General features: G+C 50.0%; 11 protein-coding genes. All 11 read left to right on the top strand.

The window, feature by feature from the left end:
* Nucleotides 1-22: 22 nt before the first annotated feature.
* The 11 genes from DW947_RS08285 to DW947_RS08235 all read left to right on the top strand — a co-directional run bounded on the left by DW947_RS08285 (nucleotide 23) and on the right by DW947_RS08235 (nucleotide 17171).
* Nucleotides 23-1219: an esterase gene (locus DW947_RS08285; protein WP_016272040.1), complete on the top strand. Its 1197-nt coding sequence runs from the start codon at nucleotides 23-25 to the stop codon at nucleotides 1217-1219.
* Nucleotides 1220-1223: 4 nt separating this feature from the next.
* Nucleotides 1224-3548, top strand: a complete 2325-nt coding sequence (locus DW947_RS08280) for a glycoside hydrolase family 3 C-terminal domain-containing protein (protein WP_117703784.1) — start codon at nucleotides 1224-1226, stop codon at nucleotides 3546-3548.
* A gap of 136 nt (nucleotides 3549-3684) precedes the next feature.
* Nucleotides 3685-6174, top strand: a complete 2490-nt coding sequence (locus DW947_RS08275) for a glycoside hydrolase family 3 N-terminal domain-containing protein (RefSeq protein WP_117703783.1) — start codon at nucleotides 3685-3687, stop codon at nucleotides 6172-6174.
* Between the two features lie 470 nt (nucleotides 6175-6644).
* Entirely contained in the window at nucleotides 6645-7112 is a 468-nt protein-coding gene (gene rimP, locus DW947_RS08270; protein ID WP_087332882.1) for a ribosome assembly cofactor RimP, read from the top strand.
* A gap of 4 nt (nucleotides 7113-7116) precedes the next feature.
* Nucleotides 7117-8382, top strand: a complete 1266-nt coding sequence (nusA, locus tag DW947_RS08265) for a transcription termination factor NusA (RefSeq protein WP_005824354.1) — start codon at nucleotides 7117-7119, stop codon at nucleotides 8380-8382.
* Nucleotides 8383-8505: 123 nt separating this feature from the next.
* Complete coding sequence (gene infB / locus DW947_RS08260) at nucleotides 8506-11553, top strand: translation initiation factor IF-2 (protein ID WP_005824356.1); 3048 nt, start codon at nucleotides 8506-8508, stop codon at nucleotides 11551-11553.
* 153 nt (nucleotides 11554-11706) lie between these two features.
* A complete protein-coding gene (locus DW947_RS08255) occupies nucleotides 11707-12219 on the top strand; it encodes a CvpA family protein (RefSeq protein ID WP_005833689.1) in 513 nt (170 codons plus the stop codon).
* A gap of 48 nt (nucleotides 12220-12267) precedes the next feature.
* Nucleotides 12268-13722 (top strand): Fe-S cluster assembly protein SufB, encoded by a 1455-nt coding sequence (gene sufB, locus DW947_RS08250; protein WP_005824359.1) that lies wholly within the window; start codon nucleotides 12268-12270, stop codon nucleotides 13720-13722.
* 44 nt (nucleotides 13723-13766) lie between these two features.
* Nucleotides 13767-14522, top strand: coding sequence for a Fe-S cluster assembly ATPase SufC (sufC, locus tag DW947_RS08245; RefSeq protein WP_117866459.1), 756 nt, complete (start codon nucleotides 13767-13769; stop codon nucleotides 14520-14522).
* A 17-nt stretch (nucleotides 14523-14539) separates the two neighbouring features.
* A complete protein-coding gene (gene sufD / locus DW947_RS08240; RefSeq protein ID WP_117963020.1) occupies nucleotides 14540-15883 on the top strand; it encodes a Fe-S cluster assembly protein SufD in 1344 nt (447 codons plus the stop codon).
* 67 nt (nucleotides 15884-15950) lie between these two features.
* Entirely contained in the window at nucleotides 15951-17171 is a 1221-nt protein-coding gene (locus DW947_RS08235) for a cysteine desulfurase (RefSeq protein ID WP_008661986.1), read from the top strand.
* Nucleotides 17172-17219: the final 48 nt, after the last annotated feature.

Raw genomic sequence — 17219 nt, 5'->3', positions numbered from 1 at the left:
ATAACAAAATAACATACGTATCATGAAAAGAATTTCTATTTTATCAGCTCTGTTGCTGATGTGTGCGATGACTTTCGCGCAACAAGCTCTCTGGGGCGGTGCCCCCGTGGTATCACCTGAGATACACGACAACAATACAGTAACTTTCCGCTTGAAGGCGCCGAAAGCCGTAAAGGTGCAAGTAACCGGCGACTTCCTGCCTACGCAGAAAATCAAGACTCCTTTTGGTGAGTTTGATGGTCCGGGTGTGGCAGATTTGAAAGAGAACAAGGACGGTGTGTGGGAATTCACTACTCCCGAACCGCTGAAACCAGAACTCTACAGCTACACTTTCCTGGTAGACGGACTGAAGATTAACGACCCTGCCAACGTCTATATGATTCGCGACGTGGCAAGCGTGACGAACGTGTTCATCATCGGCGGTGACGAGCGCATCGACCTCTACAAGGTGAATAAGGTTCCCCACGGAACGGTATCTAAGGTATGGTACAACAGCCCCACGCTGGGTATGGACCGCCGCCTGACTGTCTATACGCCTGCCGGATATGAGACAAGCGGCAAGCGCTACCCCGTCTTCTACCTGCTGCACGGCATGGGTGGCGACGAGAACGCATGGAGCGAACTGGGACGTACGGCACAGATTCTGGATAACCTCATCGCCCAAGGCAAGGCCAAGCCGATGATTGTAGTGATGACCAACGGCAACGCCGCATTGGAAGCAGCTCCGGGTGAATCTTCACTGGGCTTTGCCGCTCCCAACATGAATCTGCCCAAGACGATGGAAGGCTCTTTCGAAACAGCTTTCCCCGACGTGGTGAAATTCATTGATAAGACTTACCGTACACAGGCCAACAAGAAGGGGCGTGCCATTGCTGGTCTCTCTATGGGAGGTTTCCACTCCATGCACATCTCCAAGCAATATCCGGACATGTTCGACTATGTAGGGCTGTTCTCGGCTGCCATCATGCCCAACAAAGATGTGAAGTCTCCGATTTATGACAACCTTGAAGCCAAACTGAAAACCCAGTTTGCCAAGAAACCGTCACTCTATTACATCGCTATCGGTAATAAAGACTTCTTGTTCCAGGCCAATAACGACTACCGCAAGATGTTGGACGAGAAGGGTTACAAATATGAATATTATGAAACCGGAGAAGGTCATATCTGGAAGAACTGGCGTATTTACCTGACAGAATTCGCACCGAAGATATTTAAATAAGATTATGAAGAAGAATATCATATCCATGGCAGCAGCAATGGCTGTTTTGTCAGCTTGCGGACCGGGTGTGCCGCAGCTTGGAAAGTCCTCTCTGGATGAGGTGATTGGCGCCATGACCTTGGAAGAAAAGGCTCATCTGGTAGTAGGTACTGGTATGGCAGGTTTCTCGGGTGACAGTGCCGTAATCGGTGCGACGAAAAAGCTGGTGCCGGGCGCGGCAGGAACCACCTACCCGATCGAGCGTCTCGGCATTCCCGCCGTGGTGCTGGCCGATGGTCCCGCCGGACTGCGTATCGACCCCAAGCGTGAGGGGGATTCGGCTACGTACTATTGTACTCATTTCCCTATCGGAACTTTGCTCGCCTCTACCTGGGACCAGGAACTGGTGGAAAGTGTAGGTCAATCCATCGGTAACGAAGTGCTGGAATACGGTGCGGACGTGCTGTTGGCTCCGGCGCTGAACATTCACCGTAACCCGCTTTGCGGACGTAACTTCGAGTATTATTCCGAAGACCCGTTGGTGTCGGGTAAGATTGCCGCCGCCTACGTACGTGGTGTGCAGAGCAACGGTGTGGGTACCAGTATCAAGCACTTTGCTGTGAACAACCAGGAAACCAACCGTATGGCTACGGATGCGCATGTATCTCCACGCGCTTTGCGCGAAATCTACTTGAAAGGGTTCGAGATTGCCGTGAAGGAATCCGCTCCTTGGACCGTGATGTCCTCATACAACTACCTGAACGGTGTCTACACTTCGGAAAACAAGGAGTTGCAGACAACGATGTTGCGCGACGAATGGGGCTTCAAGGGCATGGTGATGACCGACTGGTTTGGCGGCAAGGATGCCGTGGCACAGATGGTGGCAGGCAACGACATGTTGCAGCCCGGTCTGCCCAAGCAGTACGAAGCCATCGTGAAGGGTGTGCAGGACGGAGCGTTGGACGAAGCCATCCTCAATCAGAATGTGAAGCGTATTCTGGAGATGATTCTCCAGACTCCCCACTTCAAGGGATATAAATACTCCAACAAGCCTGATTTGAAGGCGCATGCTGCCGTAACCCGCCAGTCGGCAACGGAAGGCATGGTATTGCTGAAGAACGATAACGGTGCTCTGCCGCTGGCTGCCGACGTGAAGAACGTGGCACTCTTCGGTTGCACTTCCTATGACTTCATTGCCGGAGGTACAGGCTCGGGCAACGTGAACCGCGCTTATACCGTTTCGCTATTGGACGGCTTGAAGAATGCCGGCTATGTGGTGGATGAAGCGCTGAAGAATAGCTATGAAGCTTACCTGAAAGCAGAGAAAGAACGTCTGGCCAAAGATAAGAAAGAGTGGTTTATGCCCGACGAGCGTCCTGCTGAGATGGCTGTGTCCGCACAAGTTATCCGCGAGCAGGTTGCCAAGGCCGATGTGGCACTGGTGACGCTGGGACGTACCTCCGGTGAGTTTCTCGACCGTATGGTAGCCGACTTCAACCTCACCAAAGAGGAACAGAACATGTTGAAAGCTGTGTCCGATGCTTTCCACGCTGCCGGAAAGAAGGTAGTGGTAGTGCTCAATATCGGTGGTGTGATTGAAACCGCTTCTTGGAAATCTGCTCCCGATGCCATTCTTTGTGCATGGCAGGCAGGCCAGGAGGGAGGAAACAGTGTGGCTGACGTGCTGAGTGGCAAGGCTTCTCCTTCGGGCAAGCTGACAATGACTTTCCCGGTGAAGTTTGAAGATGCCGCTTCTTCCGACAACTTCCCGATAGACATGCGTGTGAGCACCGACCTCATGAACAAAGGCGGGAAGAAGAACGACGTGAAGAACGTGGACTATACCAATTACGAAGAGGACATTTACGTGGGTTACCGTTACTTCGACACCTTTGGCAAGCAGGTTTCCTATCCTTTCGGTTACGGTCTTTCCTATACCACTTTTGCTTACGACAAGGCTGCTGTCAAGGCAGACAACGGTGTCTATACCGTGTCTGTAGAAGTGAAGAACACCGGTAAGGTAGCAGGCAAGGAAGTGGTTCAGCTTTATGTATCCGCTCCCGATGTTGCTGCCAACAAGCCCGAAAAGGAACTGAAGGCTTTTGCCAAGACCAAGGAGCTGAAACCGGGCGAAGCGGTTGTGGTGACGCTGAAAGTGAATGCTGATGACCTGGCTTCCTACGATGAGGCTGCATCGGCATGGGTGGTAACTCCCGGAAACTACAAGTTCCTCGTCGGGGCTTCCTCACGCGACATCAAGGCTACGCTGGAGGCTGAAGTAGCTGCCGCAACGCAGAAGACGAACAACATCTTGAAACTTCAGGAACCGATGAGCCTCTTGAAGAGATGAGAGTAGGATTGTCTGAAAAGATAACAAATCATACCCTAAAAAACATCCTGTTGTACCCTTTGGTATGGCAGGATGTTCTTATCTTTGTGCCTCGTATAAACAGATAGTGCAACTATTATAAACCAATATCACAACCATGAATAAAAAGTTAATCTTATCTTTAGCCCTATCAGGGTTAGTGCTTACTGCTACGGCGCAGACCACTGTTGCGCCTGCCATTCCAAGAGACGAGAAAATAGAACAGCAGATTGAGACTTTGCTGAAGAAGATGACGCTTGACGAGAAAGTCGGTCAGATGTGCGAACTCACTATCGACCTCCTGCAGAAACGCGCCAATCCCTTTGCCGGCCTCGACCCGAAGAACATCACGGTGAAGGACCTGCAAAAAATCATCAAGAGATACAAGCTTGAAAAGGAATTCAAGCTGGGCAAGGAGATGCCTTCGCAGGATGTGATGATGAAGCTCTATATGCGTATCCAAGGCATTGAGAATGCCAAGGGCTTCCAGTTGGATGAGGCGATGCTCGACTCTGTCATCGGAAAATACAAAGTAGGCTCCATCTTGAACGTGCCCAACGGTGTGGCACAGAGCGTGGAGAAGTGGCAGGAAATCATCAAACGCATTCAGGAGAAATCCATGGAGGTGATGGGTATTCCTTGTGTGTACGGTGTAGACCAGATACACGGAACTACCTATACGCTGGGTGGTACTTTCTTCCCGCAAGGCGTCAATATGGGAGCTACCTTCAACCGTGAACTGACACGTGAAGGTGCACGCATCTCCGCTTATGAAACAAAGGCGGGAAGCATTCCCTGGACGTATGCCCCGGTGACCGACCTCGGGCGTGACCCGCGCTGGCCGCGTATGTGGGAAAACTATGGTGAAGACGCCTACGTCAATGCCGAAATGGGACGTGAAGCCGTTATCGGTTTCCAGGGAGAGAACCCCAACCTGATTGGCGGGAACAACGTTGCCGCTTGTATGAAGCATTATATGGGTTATGGTGTCCCCGTTTCCGGTAAGGACCGTACGCCGTCTTCCATCACCGAGCAGGATATGCGTGAGAAGCATTTTGCTCCTTATCTGGAAATGGTGAAGGCAGGTGCCCTCTCCGTGATGGTGAACTCCGCCATGAACAACGGCCTGCCTTTCCATGCCAACTATGAGCTGCTGACCAAGTGGCTGAAAGAAGACCTCAACTGGGACGGTATGATCGTGACCGACTGGGCGGACATCAACAACCTTTATAGCCGCGACCACATTGCCAAGGACAAGAAGGAAGCCATCAAGCTCGCCATCAATGCCGGTATCGACATGTCTATGGACCCGTACGACTGGAAGTTCTGTACACTCTTGAAGGAGCTGGTGGAAGAAGGTGAAGTTTCCATGAGCCGTATAGACGATGCTGTACGTCGTGTGCTGCGTTTGAAGTACCGTCTCAACCTATTTGAAAAGCCCTATTATGACTTGAAAGACTTCCCGTTGTTCGGTAGTGCGGAACATGCCGCTGCTGCATTGCAGGCTGCCGAAGAGTCTTTGGTACTCCTGAAGAATACAGACGGTATATTGCCGTTGGCAAAAGGCAAGAAACTGCTGGTTACCGGTCCGAATGCCAATTCCATGCGTTGCCTCAACGGTGGCTGGTCCTATTCATGGCAGGGCGACAAGGCCGACGAGCATGCAAGCCAATACAATACGATTCTTGAAGCCTTCACCAATAAATTCGGTGCGGACAATATCATTTACGAAGCCGGTGTCACTTATAAGCAAGGTGGCAACTGGTGGGAAGAAAACACTCCGGAGATAGAGAAAGCTGTAGCTGCCGCTGCCGGTGCCGACTACATCGTTGCCTGCATCGGTGAGAACTCTTACTGCGAGACTCCGGGTAACCTGACGAACCTCTTCCTCTCCCAGAACCAGCTCGATTTGGTGAAGGCTCTTGCCAAGACCGGGAAGCCCATCATTCTGGTGTTGAACGAAGGTCGTCCTCGCCTGATTGCTGACATCGAGCCTTTGGCTAAGGCTGTTGTCAATACTATGCTTCCGGGCAACTACGGCGGTGATGCGTTGGCAAACCTCATTGCCGGTGACGCCAACTTCAGCGGAAAGATGCCTTTCACTTATCCGAAGGAAATCAACTCTCTGATTACGTACGACTACAAACCGTGCGAACACATCGGCAAGCAGATGGAAGGTGCTTATAACTACGATGCGCAAGTGTCCGTACAGTGGGCGTTCGGTTATGGATTGAGCTATACCACTTTTGCATACAGCAACCTCAAGGTGGATAAGTCGGACTTTACCGCTGATGATGTGCTTACTTTCACCGTTGATGTGAAGAATACCGGCAACCGCATTGGTAAGGAAAGCGTGCTGCTCTTCAGCAGCGACCTCGTTGCCTCCCTTACTCCCGATACCCGCCGTCTTCGCGCTTTCGAAAAGGTGGAACTGAAACCGGGCGAGACAAAGACCGTGACACTGAAACTGAAAGGCTCCGACCTTGCTTTTGTAGGCTATGACGGCAAGTGGATTCTGGAGAAAGGTGACTTCCGCATCCAGACGGGTGACCAGACAGTGAACGTGGTTTGTACGGATACCAAGAAGTGGGAGACTCCGAATAAGTGATACGACAAGGTCTTTTAGACCTTTAGAACCATAGTAAAAGGGCCGATAGCATGAAACAAGCTATCGGCCTTTTATTTTTCCGCGTTGTCTTTCAACAGTATCTTCTTTCCGCTTGTACCTCCTTACTTCTTTTCTTGAAACAATAGAGATTGTATGCATGAGATGTACATCTCATGTTGTTTGAGATGTGCATCTCGTTGTGCTTGACATGTGCATCTCATGTAGTATGGAACGTGATAATTCATTTCATAAAGTATAAGCTTCTGTCTCATAAGATTATATGTTTTACCCCTTATCTTGAAGTGTTGAAAGGGCTTGTCTGTAATATAATTCCCGTTTGAACCGTTAAATCAATCTTTTTTTCTCTAATATTTTGTAGTCGAACAGATTATTTATATCTTTGCAACCGAAAATGGATGAAAGGTGGAGGGGCGATTAAGCTCCTCTTTTTTGTTCCTAATGGTTAATCTATGATAGAAAAGAAAACTGTTTGTCAGATTGTTGACGAGTGGCTGGCAGGAAAGGACTACTTCCTCGTGGAGGTGACAATCAGCCCGGATGACAAGATTTTGGTGGAAATAGACCACAAAGAAGGTGTTTGGATTGAGGACTGCGTAGAGCTGAGCCGCTACATCGAGTCCAAGTTGAACCGTGAGGATGAGGATTATGAGTTGGAAGTCGGTTCGGCCGGCATCGGACAGCCCTTCAAGGTACTGCAGCAGTACATTAACCACATCGGCAAGGAAGTGGAAGTGCTGACAAAGGACGGCCGCAAGCTCAGCGGCGTGTTGAAGGAAGCCGACGAACAGCATTTCGTCGTGACCATTCAGAAGAAAGTGAAAGAGGAAGGTGCCAAGCGTCCCAAGCTGGTGGACGAGGACTTGACCTTTACGTATGAAGAGATAAAATACACTAAATACTTAATCAGTTTTAAATAAGACTATGGCCAAAAAAGTAGAAACTGTCAGCTTGATAGATACATTTTCGGAATTTAAGGAACTGAAGAATATCGACAGAACCACGATGGTAAGCGTACTCGAGGAGTCGTTCCGTAGTGTGATTGCGAAAATGTTCGGTACCGATGAGAATTACGACGTAATTGTAAACCCGGACAAGGGTGATTTCGAAATATGGCGTAACCGTGAGGTAGTGGCAGACGAGGATTTGGAAAACCCGAACCTGCAGATTGCATTGTCCGAAGCACAAAAGATTGATGCTTCTTATGAGGTGGGCGAGGAAGTGACGGATGAAGTTATCTTCGCGAACTTTGGTCGCCGTGCCATCTTGAACTTGCGCCAGACGTTGGCCTCCAAGATATTGGAACTGGAGAAAGATAGTATTTACAACAAATACATTGATAAGGTGGGTACCATCATCAATGCGGAAGTCTACCAGATTTGGAAGAAAGAGATGCTGCTGCTCGATGATGAAGGCAACGAACTGTTGCTGCCCAAGACCGAACAGATACCGAGTGACTTCTACCGCAAGGGCGAGACCGCCCGCGCCGTAGTGGCACGTGTGGACAACAAGAATAATAATCCGAAGATTATCCTGAGCCGTACGTCGCCCGTCTTCCTGCAACGTCTGTTCGAAATGGAAGTACCCGAAATCAATGACGGACTGATTACCATCAAGAAGATTGCCCGCATCCCCGGCGAGCGTGCCAAGATTGCCGTTGAGAGCTACGATGACCGTATCGACCCGGTAGGTGCCTGCGTGGGTGTGAAGGGTAGCCGTATTCATGGTATTGTCCGCGAGCTTCGCAACGAGAATATCGACGTTATCAACTATACGTCCAATATCCAGTTGTTTATACAGCGTGCCTTGAGCCCTGCCAAAATTTCTTCCATCCGCTTGAACGAGGAAGAACGCAAGGCTGAAGTGTTCTTGAAACCCGAAGAGGTGTCGCTGGCTATCGGTAAAGGCGGTTTGAATATCAAGCTTGCCAGTATGTTGACTGAGTACACCATCGACGTGTTCCGTGAGTTGGATGAGGCCATAGAGGATGAAGACATCTACTTGGACGAATTCCGTGATGAAATAGACGGTTGGGTTATCGATGCCATCAAGGCTATCGGTATCGATACGGCTAAGGCTGTGTTGAACGCTCCCCGTGAGATGTTGATTGAGAAGACGGACCTCGAAGAAGAGACGGTGGACGAGGTATTGCGCATTTTGAAACAGGAGTTTGAAGAGGAGGAGCAGTAATGTGGTAATGTGGGTAATATGCTAATGTGCCAATGCAGATAGCATATCGGATGAAGTGCACACTCCTTTTTTCTCAGCCAATTAGCACATTAGCATATTGGCACATTAATTCATTAAATTAGTATGACGATAAGGTTAAACAAAGTAACAAGAGATTTAAATGTAGGGATTACGACGGCTGTCGAGTTCCTGCAAAAGAAGGGATTTACCGTTGAGGCAAATCCGAACACAAAAATTACGGATGAACAGTTCGAACTGCTCAAAAAGGAGTTTAGTACAGATAAGGACCTTAAGATAAAGTCGGAGCGTTTCAGCCAGGAACGTCAGAGCAAGGACCGCAACAAGGCGTCCGTGTCTATTGACGGCTATAGGGAAACGCAGGAGAAAGCGAAGCCCGAAGAGATTAAGACGGTTGTTCCGGAAGACGCACGTCCGAAGTTCAAGCCGGTAGGCAAGATTGATTTGGACAAACTGAACCGTAGACCTGCTCCTGCTCAGGAAAAAGAGAAAGAAGCGGAAAAAGCGGTAGAGGAGAAGAAGGTGGAGGAACCGGCAGTTGTAGAAACGCCGAAACCGGAACCTGCTCCTGCTCCCCAACCGGAACCACAGCCGCAACCGGAGGTACAGCCGGCATCTGAGTCCGAGCCGCAGCCCGTTTCGGAACCGCAGCCACAACCCGTTGTCAAGGAAGAGCCTGCTCCGGTTGTAGAGGCTCAACAAGAATCTAAAAAGGAAGAAATGATAGAAGCGCCTGCTCCCGTACCGGTGGCTGAAGAAGCACCGGTTGAAAAAGAGGGGAAAGAAGAAGGAGAAGAAATCTTCAAGATACATCAGCCTGAGTTTGTTTCGAAGATTAATGTCATCGGACAGATAGACTTGGCGGCTCTGAACCAATCCACACGCCCGAAGAAGAAATCGAAAGAGGAGAAACGCAAGGAGCGTGAAGAGAAGGAAAAGATTCGCCAGGATCAGAAGAAGCAGATGAAGGAAGCTATCATCAAGGAAATCCGCCGTGATGACAGCAAGTTGAAGGATACCGCTGCCGGCGATGCCAACGGCAAGAAGAAACGTGTCCGTATCAATAAGGAGAAAGTGGACATCAACAATGCTTCCAACTTCCAGCGTGGTGGCAACGACCGTGGACACGCAGGTGCCCAGCAAGGTCAGGGGGCCCGCCCGCAAGGTGGAAACCAGCCTGGTGGAAACAATGCCAATAATAACCGCAACCGCAATAAGGACCGCTTCAAGAAGCCGGTCATCAAGCAGGAGGTTAGCGAGGAAGATGTAGCAAAGCAGGTAAAGGAAACTTTGGCACGCCTCACTTCCAAAGGAAAGAACAAAGGTGCCAAGTATCGTAAGGAAAAACGTGACATGGCTTCCAGCCGTATGCAGGAATTGGAAGACATGGAAATGGCAGAAAGCAAGGTACTGAAGATTACGGAATTCGTGACGGCCAACGAGTTGGCAAGCATGATGGATGTTTCTGTTACTCAGGTCATCGCCACTTGTATGAGCATTGGCATGATGGTATCCATCAACCAGCGTCTGGATGCCGAGACCATCAACCTGGTGGCTGAGGAATTCGGCTTCAAGACAGAATATGTAAGTGCAGAAGTGGCGCAGGCCATCGTAGAGGAAGAGGATGATGAGGAAGATTTGGAACCTCGCGCTCCGATTGTAACGGTGATGGGTCACGTAGACCACGGTAAGACTTCATTGCTCGACTATATCCGTAAGGCGAATGTGATTGCCGGTGAAGCGGGTGGTATCACACAGCACATCGGTGCCTACCACGTGTCGCTGGACGACGGACGTAAGATTACATTCCTCGATACTCCGGGCCACGAGGCGTTTACCGCCATGCGTGCCCGTGGTGCCAAAGCTACGGATATTGCCATCATCATTGTGGCTGCTGACGACAACGTGATGCCGCAGACAAAGGAAGCCATCAACCATGCCATGGCTGCGGGTGTTCCTATTGTATTTGCAATCAATAAGATTGATAAACCGACTGCCAATCCCGACAAGATTAAGGAAGAGCTGGCTGCCATGAACTTCTTGGTGGAAGAGTGGGGCGGTAAGTATCAGTCGCAAGATATCTCTGCCAAAAAGGGTATCGGTGTACCCGAGTTGATGGAGAAAGTGCTGCTCGAAGCAGAAATGCTAGAGCTGAAAGCAAACCCGAACCGCCGTGCTACCGGTTCCATTATCGAGTCCTCATTGGATAAGGGTCGTGGCTATGTGGCTACGGTACTCGTTTCCAACGGTACCTTGAAAATGGGCGACATCGTGCTGGCGGGTACCAGCTACGGTAAGGTGAAGGCTATGTTCAATGAGCGTAACCAACGCATGCAGGAGGCTGGTCCTTCTACACCTGCCCTGATATTGGGCTTGAACGGTGCACCTGCTGCTGGCGACACGTTCCACGTAATCGAAACGGAGCAGGAAGCACGCGAGATCGCCAACAAACGCGAACAGTTGCAGCGTGAACAAGGTTTGCGTACGCAGAAGATGCTGACGCTCGACGAAGTGGGCCGCCGTCTGGCGCTGGGTGACTTCCATGAGCTGAACGTGATTGTGAAGGGTGACGTGGACGGTTCTGTGGAAGCGTTGAGCGACTCTTTAATCAAGCTGTCTACGGAGCAGGTGCAGGTAAACGTAATCCACAAGGGTGTCGGTCAGATTTCCGAATCGGATGTCTCGCTGGCTGCCGCTTCGGATGCGATTATCGTCGGTTTCCAGGTACGTCCTTCGGGTGCTGCCGCCAAGATGGCAGAGCAGGAGGGTGTGGATATCCGCAAGTACTCCGTCATCTACGATGCCATCGAAGAGGTGAAGGCTGCCATGGAAGGTATGCTGGCACCGACATTGAAGGAGCAGATAACGGCAACCATCGAGGTGCGCGAAGTGTTCAACATCACGAAGGTGGGACTGGTGGCAGGTGCCATGGTCAAGACCGGAAAGGTGAAACGCAGCGACAAGGCCCGCTTGATACGCGACGGTATCGTAATCTTTACGGGTGCCATCAATGCCCTGAAGCGCTTCAAGGACGACGTGAAGGAGGTAGGTACCAATTTCGAGTGCGGTATCAGCCTGACAAACTGCAACGACATCAAGGTGGGCGATATTATCGAATCTTACGAAGAAATAGAAGTGAAGCAAACATTATAATTGAATAATGTGCAAATATGCTAATGTGCCAATTGGCTGCGCGTACAGAAAATGCCGCAGGGCAATTGGCACATTTTGCATATTAGTTATTTGCTCATTGACCCATTAGCATATTGGCACATTAGCATATTGTCACATTGGTACATTAATTTTATGGCAATTATAGATATCATCATATTGGCTGCTTTCGGCTTGGGCGCAATCATCGGCTTCATGAAAGGTTTTGTGAAGCAATTGGCCTCTCTGCTGGGGCTGATTGTCGGTCTGCTGGCGGCAAAGGCTTTGTATGCCTCATTGGCAGTGAAGCTGTGCCCCACGTTGACAGACTCTATGACAGTGGCGCAAGTACTGGCATTTGTCCTCATCTGGCTGGCTGTTCCCTTGCTCTTCTCCCTGGTGGCTTCTCTGCTGACCCGGGCAATGGAGGCCGTCTCGCTGGGCTGGCTCAATCATTGGTTGGGGGCTGGTCTAGGAGCTTTGAAGTACCTCCTGCTGACGAGCCTGCTGATTGGTGTCATCGAATTTATAGACGGAGACAATACGCTGATTAGCAAAACAAAAAAGAAAGAATCAGTGTTATATTATCCTATGGAAGAGTTTGCCGGGATATTCTTTCCCGCGGCAAAGGCGGTTACGGAGCAGATTGTAAACGGAGACTTTGACTGATACCGTGAACCGTGATTTTGTAATTCATAATTTGTAATTATAGAAGTGATGCAACAAGAAGAACCCAATAAATATGTAAAGGAACTCACTCAGGAGAAGTATAAGTACGGTTTCACGACCGACGTGCATACAGACATCATTGAGCGCGGGCTGAATGAAGATGTAGTGCGGCTTATCTCTGAGAAGAAGGGAGAACCGGAATGGTTGCTGGAGTTCCGCCTGAAGGCATATCGCCACTGGCTGACATTGGAGATGCCTACATGGGCACATCTCCGCATTCCCGAAATAGATTATCAGGCCATATCCTACTATGCCGACCCTACGAAGAAGAAGGAAGGACCGAAAAGCATGGATGAGGTGGACCCTGAGTTGATAAAGACTTTCAATAAGCTGGGCATTCCGCTGGAAGAACAGATGGCGTTAAGCGGTATGGCTGTGGATGCCGTTATGGACTCGGTGTCTGTAAAGACTACCTTCAAGGAGACGCTGATGGAGAAAGGAATCATCTTCTGCTCGTTCAGCGAGGCTGTACGCGAGCATCCCGACTTGGTACAGAAATATCTCGGTTCGGTGGTGCCTTATCGTGACAACTTCTTTGCGGCACTGAACTCGGCGGTGTTCTCCGACGGTTCTTTTGTCTATATCCCGAAGGGGGTACGTTGTCCGATGGAGTTGTCCACCTATTTCCGCATCAATGCCCGCAATACGGGGCAGTTCGAAAGAACCTTGATTGTGGCGGATGATGATTCGTACGTTTCTTATCTGGAAGGGTGTACGGCTCCGATGCGTGACGAGAACCAGTTGCACGCGGCCATTGTGGAAATTGTGGTGCACGACCGTGCAGAAGTGAAATACAGCACCGTGCAGAACTGGTATCCCGGTGATGCCGAGGGCCGGGGTGGTGTCTATAACTTTGTGACGAAGCGTGGCCATTGTAAAGGGGTGGACAGTAAACTGTCTTGGACACAAGTGGAAACAGGTTCGGCCATTACCTGGAAGTATCCGTCTTGCATCCTTTCCGGCGACAATTCGACAGCGGAGTTCTATAGTGTGGCAGTAACCAATAACCATCAGCAGGCAGACACGGGAACAAAGATGATTCATCTGGGCAAGAATACCCGGAGCACCATTGTGAGCAAAGGCATTTCTGCCGGAAAGAGCGAAAATTCTTACCGCGGCTTGGTGCGCGTGGCACAGAAAGCGGACAATGCTCGTAATTACAGCCAGTGCGACTCCTTGCTACTTGGTGACAAATGCGGCGCGCATACTTTCCCCTACATGGATATTCACAATGAAACGGCCATCGTGGAGCATGAGGCCACTACCAGCAAAATCAGTGAGGACCAGATATTCTACTGCAATCAGCGCGGTATTTCTACGGAAGATGCCGTGGGGCTGATTGTGAACGGTTATGCCAAAGAGGTTTTGAATAAACTTCCGATGGAGTTTGCCGTAGAAGCGCAGAAATTGCTTGCCATTTCGCTGGAAGGAAGCGTGGGGTGATTTATAAATAGTAAATTGTAAATAGTCAAATAGTAAATATAAAGATGTTAGAGATAAAAGACCTGCATGCCAGCATCAATGGCAAAGAAATATTGAAAGGCATCAACTTGACCATACGTGATGGAGAAGTACATGCACTGATGGGACAGAACGGTGCCGGTAAAAGTACGTTGAGTAATGTGTTGGTAGGCCATCCTGCTTACGAAGTGACGCGCGGCTCAATTACCTTTAATGGCAAGGACTTGCTTGCCATGAGCCCTGAAGACCGTGCGCATGAAGGAATTTTCCTTTCTTTCCAGACTCCGGTAGAGATTCCGGGTGTTTCGATGGTGAACTTCATGCGTGCAGCTGTGAATGAGCAACGCAAGTACCGCCATTTGCCTGCTTTGTCGGCCAGCGAGTTCCTGAAGCTGATGCGCGAGAAGCGCGCCATTGTGGAACTGGATAACAAGCTTGCCAACCGCAGCGTGAACGAAGGTTTCAGCGGCGGTGAAAAGAAGCGTAACGAGATATTCCAGATGGCGATGTTGGAACCGACTTTTGCTATTTTGGACGAGACGGATTCCGGATTGGATGTGGATGCTTTGCGTATTGTGGCCGACGGTTTCAACAAACTCAAGACTGCGGAAACCAGTGCTATGGTCATTACCCACTACCAGCGGTTGTTGGACTATATCAAACCCGATACGGTACATGTACTGCTGGGTGGACGTATCGTAAAGACCGGTGGACCGGAATTGGCGAAGGAGATTGAAACACGTGGCTTCGATTGGATAAGGAAAGAAGCAGGTGAATTATAAACTCATAATCTGAAAACATGAGTGTAGAGCAACAATACATAGACCTTTTCTCCCAAACGGAGGCGATGATATGCCGGCATAGTGCCGAGGTGCTGAATGCGCCGCGTGCCGCTGCTTTTGCTGACTTTGAGCGCTTGGGCTTTCCCACCCGTAAGGAGGAGAAATACAAATATACGGATATCAGCAAGTTCTTTGAGCCGGATTATGGCTTGAACTTGAACCGGTTGGAAATTCCGGTGAATCCTTATGAAGTGTTCAAGTGCGATGTTCCCAATATGAGCACTGCTCTTTATTTTGTGGTGAACGATGCTTTTTATGGCAGGGCTTTGCCCAAGTCCCATCTGCCTGAAGGGGTTATCTTCGGCAGCCTGAAGGAGGTGGCCGAGAAACATCCCGATTTGGTGAAGAAATATTATGGCAAGTTGGCTGATACGGCAAAGGATGGGGTGACGGCGTTCAACACCGCTTTTGCACAAGACGGTGTTCTGTTTTATGTTCCTAAGAACGTGGTGGTAGAGAAACCTGTTCAGCTGGTGAATATCCTGCGTGGTGACGTCAATTTTATGGTGAACCGCCGTGTGATGATTATTCTGGAGGAGGGCGCACAAGCCCGCTTGTTGGTGTGTGACCATGCGATGGACGGCGTGAACTTCCTGGCAACGCAGGTGATAGAAATCTTTGCCGGTGAGAATGCCATTTTCGATTTTTATGAACTCGAAGAGACACACACCAGTACGGTACGTATCAGCAATATGTATGTAAGGCAGGAAGCCAATAGCAATGTATTGCTGAATGGTATGACCTTGCACAACGGAACTACACGGAATACAACCCGTGTGACGCTTGCCGGTGAACATGCGGAGCTGAATCTGTGCGGTATGGCCATTGCAGACAAGAATCAGCATGTGGACAATCATACGACAATCGACCATGCCGTGCCCAACTGTACCAGCAATGAGCTTTATAAGTATGTCCTTGACGAGCAGGCTGTAGGTGCCTTTGCCGGTCTGGTTTTAGTGCGCCCTGACGCACAGCACACCAGTTCGCAACAGACCAACCGCAATCTTTGTGCCACCCGAGATGCACATATGTACACCCAGCCTCAGCTGGAGATTTATGCAGATGACGTGAAGTGCAGTCACGGCGCTACGGTGGGGCAGCTCGATGAAAGCGCTCTCTTCTATATGCGGCAGCGTGGTATCCCGGTGCGCGAGGCGCGCCTGCTGCTGATGTTCGCTTTTGTCAACGAAGTTATCGACACCATCCGTTTGGATGCTTTGAAAGACCGTCTGCATCTGCTGGTAGAGAAGCGTTTCCGGGGGGAACTGAACAAATGCCAGGGGTGCGCCATCTGCAAGTGATAGCTTATAATTTCGATTCATTATGAACAACGATATAAATAAGAGTAGTATCTTGGCTCCCCTCCCTATGGGAGAGGGGCTGGGGGAGAGGCTTCGAGCTGATTTCCCTATCCTTTCCCGTGAGGTATATGGCAAGCCGTTGGTCTATCTGGACAACGGCGCGACTACGCAGAAACCTCGCCAGGTAGTAAATGCCATTACGGACGAATATTATTCGGTGAATGCCAATGTGCATCGCGGAGTGCACTTCCTGTCGCAGCAGGCTACAGAGCTGCACGAGGCCTCGCGTGAGACGGTGAGACGTTTCATCAATGCTCGCAGCACGAATGAGATTGTCTTCACCCGTGGTACGACGGAGAGTATCAACCTGCTTGTCTCCAGCTTTGGTGAGGAATTTATGCAGGAGGGGGATGAGGTGATTCTTTCTGTGATGGAACACCATAGCAACATTGTTCCCTGGCAGCTGCTTGCCGCCAAGCGTGGAATTACCATCAAGGTGATTCCGATGAATGACAAGGGCGAACTCTTATTGGACGAATATAGGCAGTTGTTCTCCGAACGTACCAGGATTGTCAGTGTGGCGCATGTTTCCAATGTGCTGGGTACGGTCAATCCCGTCAAGGAGATGATTGCTTTTGCCCATGAGCAGGGTGTTCCGGTGCTTGTGGACGGTGCCCAGTCCATTCCCCACATGCCGGTAGATGTGCAGGATCTGGATGCCGATTTCTTCGTTTTCTCCGCGCACAAGGTGTATGGTCCTACGGGGGTAGGGGTGCTTTATGGTAAAGAGGGGTGGCTGGATAGGATACCTCCCTATCAGGGCGGTGGAGAGATGATTCAGCATGTATCTTTTGAAAAGACTACCTTCAATGAATTGCCCTTCAAGTTTGAAGCCGGTACGCCGGATTATATCGGTACTACCGGACTTGCCAAAGCTTTGGACTACGTTTCGCTGGTTGGGATGGACAAGATTGCCGCCTATGAACACGAATTGACCCAGTATGCCATGCAACGGCTGAAAGAGATTCCCGGTATGCGTATCTTCGGCGAGGCAGAAGACAAGGGTAGTGTCATATCGTTTCTGGTAGGTGATATCCATCATTTTGATATGGGTACATTGCTCGACCGTCTTGGCATTGCCGTACGCACGGGACATCACTGTGCCCAACCATTGATGCAGCGTCTTGGCATCGAAGGAACAGTGCGTGCATCTTTCGGGCTTTACAATACCCGGGAGGAGATAGATGTGCTGGTGGCAGGTATAGTTCGTGTCAGCCGGATGTTCTGACCAAAGCAAAGCTTTGCAACCTTTCTTTCATTCCTTGCGTCTAATATG

This window comes from Bacteroides sp. AM44-19 (assembly GCF_003603395.1).
Taxonomy (GTDB): Bacteria; Bacteroidota; Bacteroidia; order Bacteroidales; family Bacteroidaceae; genus Bacteroides; species Bacteroides uniformis.
Note: the sequence above shows the minus strand (reverse complement) of the source record. Positions and strands in the feature narration are given on the sequence as shown.

Excerpts from the sequence above, each read along its gene's own strand:
- DW947_RS08285 (WP_016272040.1), top strand. The coding sequence starts at position 23 with ATGAAAAGAATTTCTATTTTATCAGCTCTGTTGCTGATGTGTGCGATG.
- DW947_RS08280 (WP_117703784.1), top strand. The coding sequence starts at position 1,224 with ATGAAGAAGAATATCATATCCATGGCAGCAGCAATGGCTGTTTTGTCA.
- DW947_RS08275 (WP_117703783.1), top strand. The coding sequence starts at position 3,685 with ATGAATAAAAAGTTAATCTTATCTTTAGCCCTATCAGGGTTAGTGCTT.
- rimP (WP_087332882.1), top strand. The coding sequence starts at position 6,645 with ATGATAGAAAAGAAAACTGTTTGTCAGATTGTTGACGAGTGGCTGGCA.
- nusA (WP_005824354.1), top strand. The coding sequence starts at position 7,117 with ATGGCCAAAAAAGTAGAAACTGTCAGCTTGATAGATACATTTTCGGAA.
- infB (WP_005824356.1), top strand. The coding sequence starts at position 8,506 with ATGACGATAAGGTTAAACAAAGTAACAAGAGATTTAAATGTAGGGATT.
- DW947_RS08255 (WP_005833689.1), top strand. The coding sequence starts at position 11,707 with ATGGCAATTATAGATATCATCATATTGGCTGCTTTCGGCTTGGGCGCA.
- sufB (WP_005824359.1), top strand. The coding sequence starts at position 12,268 with ATGCAACAAGAAGAACCCAATAAATATGTAAAGGAACTCACTCAGGAG.
- sufC (WP_117866459.1), top strand. The coding sequence starts at position 13,767 with ATGTTAGAGATAAAAGACCTGCATGCCAGCATCAATGGCAAAGAAATA.
- sufD (WP_117963020.1), top strand. The coding sequence starts at position 14,540 with ATGAGTGTAGAGCAACAATACATAGACCTTTTCTCCCAAACGGAGGCG.
- DW947_RS08235 (WP_008661986.1), top strand. The coding sequence starts at position 15,951 with ATGGGAGAGGGGCTGGGGGAGAGGCTTCGAGCTGATTTCCCTATCCTT.